Here is a 13358-nt window from a genome sequence, read left to right as displayed (position 1 = left end):
CTTACAAGAGCTGAAAGAAAGAGAGTAACTGAGATCTGTGCTGAAGAGTGCGGCGATATCATGACAATCGTTTCCGGTGTTAACTGCGAGAACACTCAGGAGTCAATCGAGATGGCAGCTGAGGCTAAGGAAGCAGGCGCTGACGCAATCCTTCTTATGCCTCCTCACATGTGGCTCAGATTCGGTATGAACCCTGATGCTCCTTTCGAGTATATCAAGGATGTAGCTGAGGGTGCTGATATCGATATCGTTATCCACCTTTATCCTGCAACATCAAAGGCATTCTACCCTGTAGAGACACTTATCAAGATGTGCAAAGAGATCGATCACGTTAAGTGCATCAAGATGGGAACTCGTGTAACATCTATCTACGAGCACGATGTAAGACTTCTTCGTCAGGAGTGCCCTGATATCAGCCTTATCACATGCCATGACGAGACACTCTGTGTATCATGGTTCCCAGGCATGGACGGAGCTCTCATCGGATTCGCAGGCTGCGTACCTGAGCTTATCTGCCCTGCAAGAGAAGTATTCGCTAACCCTGACAAGCACACACTTAAGGAAGCTCAGGACTGGAGCGACAGAATCTATCACATCAGCCAGGCAATCTATGGCGGCGGACAGCCATCAGGTGAGGCACATGCAAGACTTAAGGAGACACTTGTACAGAGAGGTATCTTCACAAGCGGCCTTATGAGAAAGCCTGTACTTCCTCTTAACCAGGAAGAGAAGGATTGGATCGCTCAGGGCATCAAGAACAGCGGTCTTGAGAAGGTTGATATGTCTAAGTTTGCTTAATCCAAAGAGGGGGACACCGAAATAAATCGGAGAGTAATATGAAATCCTGATAGATACGTCTCTTCCCCCGGGTAAGATCGGGGGAAGGATGTGGCTTTGAGTGATTTGACGCTCATATACTGCTATTCAGAAATTGGCTTTGATTTCATGATTCCGATGGGATTTTTCGGTGTAATAAGGAGATATATATATGGAAGTTGAATTAAATAAAACTACTACAGATGCAAAGATCACAGGCACTGTTCAGGAGCGCCTTGGCTTTGATCCCAATTCAGTTAAAAAGCTTTCATTTGGAGAGCTTATCAAAAAAGTAGGTCCCGGAATCATCCTTACAGGAATTGTTATCGGACCCGGAAACATCACAACATCAGCTATGATGGGTGCTAACTATGGATATCAGATGATGTGGCTCCTGATTCCTATCATTATCATGGGAATCACATTTACCATGACCGCTTACAGAATATCCATTTTTACAGGTATGCCTATACTTCACGCCATCAGACATTACTATGGCGGAGTTGCTTCCGGATTCTGCGGAGTAGCATTGTTCCTGTCATGTTTCTTCTTTACACTTGGTAATATCACCGGTACAGGCGCAGGTATGAACCTGATCTTCGGATTTGACTGGAGAATCGGTTCTATGATAATGTTGGCACTCCTTGCATTCTGCTACCTTACAAAGGGAGTTTATTCAAAGGTAGAGAAGGGAATCATGGTTTGTATAGTAGGTATGATTCTTGCATTCTTTGCTACACTTGTCGCAACAGGCGGTCCTAACGTTGGACTTATGGCAAAGGGATTTGTAACACCTCAGTTCCCTGAGGGATCTCTTACAACAGCTCTTGCATATATCAGTACCAATGCTGCAGTTACAGCAGGTATTTACGGAACCTACCTTGGACTTGAGAAGAAGTGGAAGAAGGAAGACCTTTTCAATGGTGCAATGCGCGCTGATGCTATCACACACATCGTAACTGTTGTTCTTATCTCTGGCGCTATCGTTCTTGTTGGTGCTATCGTTCTTAATCCTACAGGTACAACCATAAAGGCTCCTGCTCAGCTTGGAGAGCTTTTAAGACCATTCCTTGGTAACGCAGCTCCTATCGTTATGGGTATCGCTATCATCGGCGCTGGCTTCTCATCACTTCTCGGAAATACACAGAGAGGTGTCGTACTCCTCAATGCCGGTATTAATAAGGAAACAGGACTTGAGTCAAAGTCTGTAAAGGTACTTTGTATCGCATGTCTTGCTATCGCAACTGTTATCTGCTTCTCATATGGCGGATCACCTACACAGCTTATCTTCATTGCTAATGTTGCTACATCTATCGCAACACCTGTAGCAGGACTTTTCATGGTTCCCATCTTATGGAAGAAGGAGCTTTTCGAGGGTATCCAGGCACCGAAGCTTTTACAGATTTCAATGACAGTTTGCTACATCTTCGCATTATTCATGACCTATAGTGCACTTAAGAAACTGGTTGCACAGCTTCCTAGTGTTCTCGGCTTAGCATGATGCTGATCTTAAGCAAGTCTATATTTAATTTTACAAATCATAGTCGGTGGATGATGATTTTCATCCACCGGCTGTTTTTTCTTATTATGATCGTTAAAGCGCCGACATAATACTAGAGGTGGCAAACTATGGACAATATGGAAAATAAGAGAATTCAAAGACCTTTAAAGAGAAGTATACAGTACGGCTGTATTGTTTTTGTGCTTGTACTTTGCGTGTTTCTCGGTGTCAGCATATATTTTAACTATAAAAATCTATTCATAAAGCAGAGTCAGGACCATATAAGACAGATCATCAACTATGTAATAGGTTATATCGATAATGATGATCTGAAACAATGTATGGAAACCAATGTGGAAAGCCCAAAGTATAAGGAAATGATGGCTTTTCTTGATGATGTCAAAGAAGATCTGGAACCGCAGTATCTCTATGTAATAAAACCATTAAGTGAAGGTGACGGAAAACACGTTCTGGTTCTTTTGTCGGCAGAAAATTATTATGATCGTTATGAGTACACAGAGGGGAATCTGTACCTTGGAGATGTACTTGAGGACGAATACACAAAAGAAGAAGTGGATCAGATGCGTGTCATAATGGGAGAAAAAGATATTGTATTTATGGAGAGCATTACCTACTGGGGACATTCCTATTGCGGGTATTATACGCTTCATGATTCCACAGGAGCACCGTATGCTATTCTCGGAGTAGATATAGACCTGACACAGATGTCAAAGGATATCCTGTATAAAACCCTTGGCAATCTGGTAATCATCATAATCACCGGTGCTGCATTTATTTTTGGTTTCATTACCTGGGCAGCAAAAAATATCACGGATCCTATCGAGATGCTGGAAAAAAGTGCCATCAGATATATCCAAAGAAGCAGGAATGTCAGTTCCCCGGAAATGCTTATATTTGAAAAACCGGACCTTAACATTAAAAATGAGGTTGAATCGCTTAGTAATACCATTAATCAGATGACGGAAGATATGAAGGACTATATGTTCCGTATTATTTCTGCTGAAAAAGAAACCATACACATGAAGGAAGTTGCAAATACCGATTCTCTTACAGGTGTAAAGAATAAGCTTGCTTATGATGATGAGGTTAAACAGTTAGACGTAAGATTAAAAGGGAATATCATCAATGAGCTTGGAGTCATAATGATGGACGTTAATTACCTTAAGAAGATTAACGATACCTACGGACACAAATACGGTGATCTCCTCATACAGAATTTCTGTTCCATCGTATGTGACATCTTTGTACATTCTCCGGTATACAGGATAGGAGGCGATGAGTTCGTCATCATTCTTCAGAAAAAGGATCTGGCGAATGCAGATAAACTGCTTAAGGAATTTGAAAAAGCTCTGAATGCACGTGCAAGCGGAGAATTCAATCCATGGGAAGCGCCTTCAGTTGCGGTAGGTGTCGCTTACTATGACAGGAATAAAGATACCGATGTTGAAGATGTTTTCCGTCGTGCAGATGATGCTATGTATGAGAGAAAGAAGGAAATGAAGGCGGAACGTCTGGATTAAAGGGCAGGGTATCGGATTATGTAGATAGCTCTGTTACGAAAACGTCAGCAGAAAAAGCCTCGGTGAAGATTGTGAAGATCATATCTGTGTTTCCCGGAGGCAAGGTATGGCTATCGTTTCTCAGAAGCGATATATCTTGACAGTTCACTGGATCTTTTCTGAGAGAACGCTCCGGCTGAATAAAAAATTCAAAAAAAGTATTACACGATAAAAATTTTTCTGATATAATCTCGAATCGTTGATTTTTTAAATGAAGATGCAGGCCAGGTATCATTGGAAACGCACACCTTTTTGTGGCGATAACGAACAACACACTGAAGTCTTCCGTTATTTGAAAGGAGAACCTAAGAGTGTTACCACAGAATAAGTTTCAGGATGTTATTTTCACATTATTTATGGCATTTGTCATGGTTTATGCGATGATCTGCTACAATATTTCACTGAATGTCGGCGGGATGCAGAATTTTGTTTTTATTGCCGCATTTAAAGAAATGATGATCATGTGGCCTATAGCCGTAGTGCTTGAGCTTCTGTTCGTTGGAAAGCTTGCACAGATTCTTGCGTTCAGATTTGTTACACCGGGTAAGGACCCGATGATAATGATCATACTTGCGATATCCTCTATGTCGGTATGTCTGATGTGCCCATTAATGAGTCTTGCAGCAACAATTCTTTTTAAGAATGCCGGTGCAGAATTTGTTTCAGTCTGGATTCAGACCACAGCCATGAACTTCCTTATGGCACTTTGCTGGCAGATATTTTTTGCGGGTCCGCTTGTAAGAAATGTATTTGGTTTTTGTGTCAGAACATTTTCAAAGAAAAGCGATATAGCTGTTTCTGAGAGAGCATAAAAGAATATGTATTAAAAGGGGCTGTCAACTAAGACAGCCCCCTTTTTAGTAAAATGCATCATTGATTATTTGAGCCTGAAGCCTTCGATAATCATCCTCTTCCTGACGGATCTGAGCGTCAATGTTGTTGACACCTACAATCAGTCTTCGGCCTTCCTTCTCTTCTACCATTGCGGCTTTAAGCTTAACAAAAAGAGGCTTGTTGTTAAACAGGAGTCGATAACTTTATTGAGCATTTTCTGATGTTTCGGTGTATTCTGAAGAATGCGTCCGCTATATTGTGAGATGCTTAAACCGGGATGTATCCTGAAAAATCAAACACAGGAAAGGCCGCAGTCCGAATGAAGAATCTGCGGCCTTTTCCTACAAAGAAAATCAATACTGCTTAAGATGGATAGCGAAACCTGCGATCATCTTATCAAGATAGATGAATTTCATGGTGCCGTCCTCATTGTAGGTGGCACTATCTTTCTTTACTCCCATGCCTCTCATTTCAAAAAATTCGGCAGCCTTTGCAACATCGTGAGCACCGATTGCAATATGCCCTTTCTCTCCGGGACCATCCTTTTTCATGATCTCGATGAGATCAGAAGCGAAGATAGAGCTGTTACCAACACGTGGAAGAAAGCCCATCAGAGTGTGGAATTCATCTGCAATTCGTAAAGCATCTTCTTCACCGTCTGCATTGATACCTACATGAAGGACACAAAGTCCCAATTCCTTGACTGCATCAAAATCCTTTGACATTAAATCTGCCATAATGTACCTCCCGGTTTTGTAAATGTTTTTTTGATATATGACGGAGGGGCTCAGATGATCAGGGCTCACAAACCACTCCGTAAACTAGTTTACCACCGATGCCGCAAAAAATCATCATCTGATTGGAACATCAATGATTTTCTTTACAAATGCAGAACCCTGCTTAAACTCACCTCTGTAACAGTTCATATCATCACAAAATATATAAACAGACATATAGATATATACCGATATATAAAGAAATATAAAAAAATGCAAGTATAAACATAATTCTCTCAGAAAAGATCCAATGAACTGTCAAGATATATCTCTTCTCTTACATTAAGCTGATACTCGGGTTTGGTCATATAGTACAGCAAAAATTCCAGGATCATCGCGCTGCCAAGGCTTCGTCCTTCTATTTTAAATTCAGAAAATCCCATAGGAGCATAAACATTCTTTATGTCTTGAACACCTATGAATCCGGGATTCTTCATTGCCTCCGAGAAACGATAGCCATACTTTGCCTCCGGAGAAACACAGATATGATCTTCACAATCTTCACCGAGGCTCTTTTTGCTGACGTTTTCGTAACAGTTTTTTCTGTCATAGCATCCGAACCAGCAGCATTCATTGCATAAAAATTCAACCTTTTGTTTCTGTGCTGTAGTAAGTGTGTTTAATTCATCAAAGCGTTTATTTAACCTGAAATCCGGAACAACATATCGGAATTCTTCTCTGTTAAGTTCATTCCTGAAATCCTCAAAGTCTGTCAAAACTTTGGTGGTTGATGAGACGAAATAAAATCCCGGATGATTCTTCCTGATGTGGTCAAGCAACAAATCGGAATGAATGATCACACCATTCTTAACACCGCTGACATTTTCAAACAGGTCACATAGACGATTACATTTCCTGTCATAAAGATGCTTTTCATTTATCAGTGAATTACTGAAAGTCAGACGGGCAGAAACTTTATATTCTTTCATCATTGAAACTACATTATCAGGATTCTCATCACCGAACCCTACACGTCCGCCGCCCCAAAGGCAGTCTCCGGGAGCGCCGTATACAGACCCTATGTCACACCAGTCATAAAAGTATTCCCGATGTTCTCTGAAAAGCGGCAGAAATAATTTATATAGATCATAAAACTCAAAGAGTCCTGGAAGGTGGTAATGAATTGTAACCATAATATGCCAACTCCTTATTTATAAGCGTGTATTTTTTACCGTTTATTTCTGACAAACGGATTTAATCTATCAGACTCATAAGTCCTACTGTATTGGGAATGAACAGTAGCGTCATAGTATCAAGAAGAAATACGACTTCTCTGAAATAGATTATTGCTATTTATGAAGACTATTGTTTCATTTCACAGATTTCAGTATCTCGTGTATCACTTCATTTAAGGCAAGGGTTGCCTTGGAGTGATATCTTTCTGCTGAAATGGCTGTTGAGAGTTCCACACTTGGTGCATCTTTTCCGAGAGACAGGAATTCTGCATTTCTGAAATAATGCCTTGAGCTATAGTAGGTGAAAGCAAGCCCCTGTCCGTTGGCAGCCAGTGAGGCCGCGAAAAGGGCGGACAAAGTGTTGTTATAGGCAATGGGAGTTATACCGTTTTTCAAAAACAGTTTTCTGGCTTCACGTCCAAGTATCGTATCATAATCACTTAACAGGAATTCATAGTTTTTTGTGTCCTTAATGTCTATACGTTTGGTGATCTGGGAGAAACTGTGCTGCTTGTTCACCTTGGCTTTGCTTATTATGGGGTGGTTTGGACTGGTCACTAGACATATTTCGTCTCTTATCAGCTTTTCAACATGAAGTCGGTTGTTTTTTACTTTATGAGCCAGTAAAGCTATGTCTATATCACCGTTTAACAATAGCTGTTCAAGTGCCATTGAATTCTTTTCCACGATCTGGACATGGATGTTGGGATAGGTCATATGAAAAGCATTCAGCACAGGAGGAAGCAGATAGGAACCTCTGAAGGAACTGATTCCCAGAATAACATGTCCTGAATTAAGATTGGAAACATCCTGCATTTGATCCTGTACTCTATGGTACTCAGATAAGGTGTGATAGGCATAATCGATCAGAATCTGCCCGGATTCAGTTGGACGGACGCCATTTGAAGTGCGGACAAACAGTTTGTGTCCCAGATTACTTTCATAGGTGGTCAGGAACTGGGAAAGACTGGACTGTGCCATATAGAGTCTTTCCGCAGCTTTGGATATGCTCCGTTCTTCGTAAATTGCGATTAGATAATTTAGCTCTTTTATTTCCATATCATTCTCCATTCCGCCGCCATGCCGTAGCACAAATAGTGATGAAAAGTCTATTTCACAATATTCCCCCGCTAATTAAATTTAAAGCAATTATCATTTATTTTAAGAAGCGTTGAAATACTGTAACATATCGGAAAAACCGATACGATGTATAATGAAATATCGTATTCTGCGATATGTTGTTTTTAATTATACTCACATTAAAGATTAATGAAATACCACCCGGCCGAATTATTATTGGTATTTCATAAATCAACAGATGTACATCGTGAACGGGTATAAACATTGGCACCCTGAACACTTAAGGGAGCATGTAAGGAGCCAACTGGATCTGCATCTGTATATCAGATATTAAAGCTCCCAAAAGCAACATTAGTTTAGGAGGGAATATGAGCAGAGTATCGCTTAAAGGTATATGTGATATGCATGTACACACAAATCCGGATCTGAGAACCCGTGCTTATAATGATCTGCAGCTGGCTGATGCGGCTGTAAGAGTCGGAGCCAGAGCGATAGTGATTAAATCACATCTCGGATTCACGGTGAACCGCGCTGCCATAGCAAATGAGTATGTAAAGCGGGTTTACGGTGAGAATACCGGCTTCACCATGTACGGTGGTGTTGTAATGAATAAAGTTATCGGTGGCGTTAATCCTGAGGCTGTTGAGAAGGGATTGAAGCTGGGGGCTAAGGAAATATGGCTCCCGACACAATCGGCAAAACGTCACCTTGAGAAAATGGGACAGAATCCTGCTGATGGAATCGAACTGGTAAGAGACGGAAAAGTCATACCGGAGTTGATCGACGTATTTAAGCTCGTAAAGGATTATGATGTTGCTCTCGGAACCGCACATGTGTCACCTGAGGAGGCATTCACAGTGGTGGAAGCTGCCAGAGATGCAGGTGTTAAAAAGATCATAATCACACATCCTGAGTGGTGGGTATGTGATTATTCCATTGAAGATCAGATAAGACTGGTTAAGGATTACGATGTTATTCTTGAGCGATGCTATGCGCAGAACATGGGTAAGGGACAGCCTTATCATCTGAATCTTAAGGAGAATGCTGAGCTCATCAAGGAAGTCGGATACGAGCACGTTATGGTTGATACAGACGGTGGTCAGGTCGAGAATCCGGATTGGGAAACTGAGATGTATGAGTATATGCATTATCTTGTGGAGTACGGAATTCCAATCGAGCACGTTTATCATATGACCAAGACTATTCCATACAGACTTCTCGGAATTGAAGAATGAGAAACAGGTTAAGTAATCAGGAGGATAAAAATGTTAAGTGCAGTCATCATACTGGCGATCGCTGTGGCGATCTACCTTGGATATAAAACCAAGATTAATACGGGTCTATTTTGTATCGTTTTTGCATATGTTATAGGTTGTTTCATCATGGGGTTAAAGCCTAAGGAGGTTATAGCTTTCTGGCCAACGAACACCATGTTTGTTATCCTTTCAGTTTCTCTTTTCTATAATGTTGCCGCCATCAACGGAACATTGGAGAAGATGTCCGGTTCACTGCTCTATGCGTGTCGCAAATTTCCGGGAATGCTTCCCTTTGCACTCTTTGCAGTAGCTGTAATTCTCTCAGTAATGGGAGCCACATACTTTACTGTTCTTGCATTCCTTGCACCTATAACTCTTGTTATCTGCGATGAGTCAAGAATGGATAAGGTTACCGGCGCTGTAGCTATTAACTGCGGTGCTCTTTGCGGCGGAAACTTCCCAACCTCAAACCTCGGTGTAGTTTTCAGAGGTCTTGCGGATACGGCTTATGAAGCAACTCCTGAACTTACTGCTGTTGACAGCTTCGGAATGGAAATGCAGATTTTCTTCTTCTCCATGATCTTTTCACTTATCCTTGTTGCTATTTTCAGATACGGAACAAAGGAAAATAAAAACATCGGAAAAGGCGTTGTGTTTAAAAAGCCTGAAGCATTTACAAAAGAGCAGAGTACAACACTTACACTTATGATCGCAATGATGGTTGTGGTACTTATTTTCCCTCTTCTCAAGATCCTTATGCCGGGAAATGAAAGTATAAGCTACATTGCGGGAAAAGTTGATGTAGGTCTGGTTGCTGTCATTTTTGCGGTAATTGCATTACTTATGAAGCTTGCTCCTCAGAAAGATGCCATCGCGAGAATTCCATGGAATACCATCATCATGATCGCCGGAGCCGGAATGCTTATTGCGGTTGCGGTTAAGGCAGGCACTATCGAAATGCTCAGCCTCTGGGTAGGTTCAAATGTTCCTAAGCCACTTATTCCGATCGCATTTTCAATTATTGCTGCTATCATGAGTTTCTTCAGTTCAACCACAGGTGTTGTTGCGCCGGCACTGTTCCCTCTTATCCCGGCACTTGCAGCATCTACCGTATTGTCTGCTCCTGTACTCTTCGCATGTACAGTGCTTGGTGCCCAGTCAAGTGCCATCAGCCCATTCTCATCCGGAGGATCTCTCATACTCGGATCAACACCTAAGGAAGAGGACAGAAATACTCTGTTCAATAGACTTCTTATGGTTGCGGTTCCGGTAAGTGTACTGGTATGTGCTGCTTATAATTTCGTAGTGGCGATGGTGCTGTGATTTTTTTACAAGTAAAGGTCTTCTTTCAAAGCGGGATGAAATGATATGTTCCTGTTAAGGAGATAGGACGCAAAAAAGCTGCTGATACAGACGTTTTGTATCAGCAGCTTTTTTAATAGTGATTGATGCTTGACTGCTACAGATTGATGCTAAAAGCGGAAACGGAATGGCTCAAATTTTGTCGGAATTTATTATTAAATGGCTCAAATTTTTGCGGTATCAAGGTGTTGAATGGCTCAAATTTTTGTATTTTTCTTTGAAACTGTGATAAAATATTTATATAAAAGTTTCCGGAGGATAAAACATGGCTTATCTGAAAAGAAAAATCGATCTATACCTTGAAGACTGGTTCGGATCCCCTGATAAAAAACCGCTTATAGTAAAAGGGGCGCGTCAGACAGGGAAAACAGAATCCATAAGACGATTCGCAGAGACTCATTATAAAAATATAGTTGAGATAAACTTCATAGAGAGCCCGAAATTCAAAAATATCCTGGAGGATGGATACAGCCCTGTTGATATAATAAAAAATATCACAAGGATAGAACCCGGATATGAGTTTATAGAAAACGAAACACTTATATTCTTTGATGAGATTCAGTCCTACCCCGACATAGTTACATCACTTAAATTTTTCTCCATTGATGGAAGATATGACGTCATATGCAGTGGTTCCCTTCTCGGAATTAATTATAAGCAGATCGAAAGTATCAGTGTAGGATACAAAACTGACTATGAAATGAAGTCTATGGATTTTGAAGAATTCCTGTGGGCAAAGGGCTATGACGAATCAATTCGTTCAGATCTTTTAAATACCATGCTTTTTTTGGCACCTTTCAATGAGTCTGTCATGAAAACATTTTCGAACCTGTTCATTGATTATGTCATTATAGGCGGAATGCCTGAAGTGGTTTCAAGATATATCAGTAATGATAATTTTTCTGGAACCCTGGAACTACAAAGACAAATCGTATCATCTTATAAAGAAGATATCCGAAAGTATGCTTCCGGCGTTGACCAGACAAGAATTTCCAGAGTATATGAGTCTGTTCCCACTCAGCTTGCTAAGGATAACAAAAAATTTCAGGTATCAAAAGTTGCTTCCGGAGCAAGGTTTCATGATTATGCCGGATGCATAGAATGGCTGAAAGATGCAGGCCTGATAAACCTTTGTTACTGTCTTAATTTTCCTGAACTACCGCTAAAAGGAAATTATGACGATTCAAAGTTTAAGATATATTTATCAGACACCGGTCTGCTTGTTTCCATGCTGGATGATGAATCCCAGGAGGATTTACGAGTTAATAAAAATCTGGGAGTATATAAGGGAGCACTTTATGAGAGTATCGTGAGTGAGGCTCTTTATAAGGATAATTACGGGCTTTTCTATTACAAACGAGATGACGGCACCTTGGAAGAAGACTTTTTTATAAGGGATACCACATCTCTGATTCCGGTTGAAGTAAAGGCCAGAAGCGGGCGTTCCCAATCTCTGCGTTCACTGATCAATAACGATAGATACGAGGACATCAGTTGGGGTGTTAAACTCTCATCGAACAATATTGGCTTTGAAAACAATATTTACACATTTCCGTATTTCTGTACTTTTCTTCTGAGAGACTGGTTGAAAAACAAAACCTCTTAAAAAGAACTAAATCAACAACATCATCTTTTTGAATGTAAAACAGTTTCTTGTCAACTATGCATGACAGCTAAAGGTGTTTAATATGAGATACCTTAGATTTATATTACCGGCTATTGCGTTCATACTGGTGCTGCTTCTTTTTTTGAAATTTCCGGGAACGGAGTCGGGAGATCATGAAAATATAATAGCGTTGGACGAAACCACCATATGTGTGGCAACGGATATTCATTATATTGCGCCGGAGCTGACGGATGGCGGGAAATATTTCACAGAGCTGATTGAGAATGCTGACGGAAAATTCATGCAGTACTGCGAAGAGATCACGGATTCCTTTGTGAAAGAGATGGTCACAATAAAGCCGGAGGTAGTCATTCTGTCCGGAGATCTGACATTCAACGGTGCAAAGGCAAGTCATGAGGGCCTGGCTCAGAAGCTGAAATCAGTTGAGGATGCCGGGATAAGGGTTTTGGTGATACCGGGAAATCATGATCTCTATAGTCGCGGAGCAGCATGCTTTAAAGGTGACGGTTATACCCTGGTTGATAATGTTTCTGCCGAAGACTTTTCACAGATATACAGGGATTTTGGCTATGAAGAGGCATTGGCCCGGGATGATTCATCACTTAGTTATGTGACCGAACTTAATTCAGGAGCAAGAGTTCTAATGATAGATGTCAATACTAAAGAGGAACCCGGGGAACTTAAGGACGAGACACTGGAATGGATAAAGGTTCAGCTGGAAGAAGCCCGAAAATCCGGGAATCAGGTGATTGCCGTAAGCCATCAGAACCTGATTCCGCATAATCCGATGTTTACGGATGGATTTGTTATGGAGCAGTATGAGAAGCTTTGTGAACTCTACGAAAAATATGGTGTGCGCTGCAATCTGAGCGGCCACATGCATATACAGAATATAGCTGAGAGTGAAAACGGACTTAAGGATATCGCAACCTCCTCACTTATGGTGGCGCCCTGCCAGTATGGAGTAATAGAGTTTAAAGGAGATAAGGCCACATACCATACTGAAGAGCTTGAATTTGAACATGCGGAGGATGCCGGGAGATTCTTTAAAGATACTTCAACCAGGATGCTGAAGAGGAGCATTGCCGAGCCAAATGAGGAAATCTGCAGTTTCTTTTCTGAAGTGAATTCTGCTTATTTTTCAGGTCGAAAAGATAAGATAAATTGGAATGAAAGTGCCTGTGAGGATATAACTAAAGAATCCCCATTTGTGGGACTTTATCTTCAGTCCGTGTACGATGACGGATTTTGTGATGACACGAAATGTGAGTTTTAGCTAATGTTTCCATTTGAGGGATATTACATAGATGAAATGCGATATCTTTTATTTATATACATAGTAAGTTTATCC

12 protein-coding genes are annotated in these 13358 nt (G+C 41.0%); 8 read left to right on the top strand and 4 right to left on the bottom strand.

The window, feature by feature from the left end:
• The 4 genes from G625_RS19455 to G625_RS0110600 all read left to right on the top strand — a co-directional run.
• A partial coding sequence (locus G625_RS19455) for a dihydrodipicolinate synthase family protein (RefSeq protein WP_044932344.1) occupies positions 1-798 on the top strand: 798 nt, incomplete at its 5' end.
• Between the two features lie 190 nt (positions 799-988).
• Entirely contained in the window at positions 989-2317 is a 1329-nt protein-coding gene (locus G625_RS19450) for an Nramp family divalent metal transporter (RefSeq protein ID WP_084152860.1), read from the top strand.
• A gap of 128 nt (positions 2318-2445) precedes the next feature.
• Positions 2446-3858, top strand: a complete 1413-nt coding sequence (locus G625_RS21325; RefSeq protein ID WP_029201102.1) for a sensor domain-containing diguanylate cyclase — start codon at positions 2446-2448, stop codon at positions 3856-3858.
• A gap of 350 nt (positions 3859-4208) precedes the next feature.
• A complete protein-coding gene (locus G625_RS0110600) occupies positions 4209-4709 on the top strand; it encodes a DUF2798 domain-containing protein (RefSeq protein ID WP_029201101.1) in 501 nt (166 codons plus the stop codon).
• Positions 4710-4754: 45 nt separating this feature from the next.
• Here the strand turns inward: G625_RS0110600 and G625_RS23175 are convergent, their stop codons facing one another.
• From G625_RS23175 to G625_RS0110575, 4 genes are all read right to left on the bottom strand, one after another.
• Positions 4755-4880 carry a hypothetical protein gene (locus G625_RS23175; RefSeq protein ID WP_256377641.1) on the bottom strand — a complete coding sequence of 42 codons (126 nt, stop codon included), beginning with the start codon at positions 4878-4880 and terminating at the stop codon, positions 4755-4757.
• 204 nt (positions 4881-5084) lie between these two features.
• Complete coding sequence (locus tag G625_RS0110590) at positions 5085-5468, bottom strand: hypothetical protein (RefSeq protein WP_049895855.1); 384 nt, start codon at positions 5466-5468, stop codon at positions 5085-5087.
• Between the two features lie 275 nt (positions 5469-5743).
• Positions 5744-6640 carry a hypothetical protein gene (locus tag G625_RS0110580; RefSeq protein WP_044932342.1) on the bottom strand — a complete coding sequence of 299 codons (897 nt, stop codon included), beginning with the start codon at positions 6638-6640 and terminating at the stop codon, positions 5744-5746.
• A gap of 177 nt (positions 6641-6817) precedes the next feature.
• The gene (locus G625_RS0110575; protein ID WP_029201098.1) at positions 6818-7741 is read right to left on the bottom strand and encodes a LysR family transcriptional regulator; all 924 of its coding nucleotides are present in this window, start codon (positions 7739-7741) and stop codon (positions 6818-6820) included.
• A gap of 389 nt (positions 7742-8130) precedes the next feature.
• Here G625_RS0110575 and G625_RS0110570 point away from each other — a divergent pair, with 389 nt between their 5' ends.
• The 4 genes from G625_RS0110570 (at position 8131) to G625_RS19440 (ending at position 13283) form a co-directional block, all read left to right on the top strand.
• On the top strand, positions 8131-8997 hold the full coding sequence (locus G625_RS0110570; protein WP_029201097.1) for a DUF6282 family protein: 867 nt from the start codon (positions 8131-8133) through the stop codon (positions 8995-8997).
• A gap of 30 nt (positions 8998-9027) precedes the next feature.
• Positions 9028-10341: an SLC13 family permease gene (locus G625_RS0110565; RefSeq protein ID WP_029201096.1), complete on the top strand. Its 1314-nt coding sequence runs from the start codon at positions 9028-9030 to the stop codon at positions 10339-10341.
• A 304-nt stretch (positions 10342-10645) separates the two neighbouring features.
• Positions 10646-11986, top strand: a complete 1341-nt coding sequence (locus G625_RS0110560; protein ID WP_029201095.1) for an ATP-binding protein — start codon at positions 10646-10648, stop codon at positions 11984-11986.
• Positions 11987-12068: 82 nt separating this feature from the next.
• The gene (locus tag G625_RS19440; RefSeq protein WP_049895854.1) at positions 12069-13283 is read left to right on the top strand and encodes a metallophosphoesterase family protein; all 1215 of its coding nucleotides are present in this window, start codon (positions 12069-12071) and stop codon (positions 13281-13283) included.
• Positions 13284-13358 lie beyond the last annotated feature (75 nt).

The organism is Oribacterium sp. NK2B42, assembly GCF_000424445.1.
Classification (GTDB): Bacteria; Bacillota; Clostridia; order Lachnospirales; family Lachnospiraceae; genus Oribacterium.
Note: the sequence above shows the minus strand (reverse complement) of the source record. Positions and strands in the feature narration are given on the sequence as shown.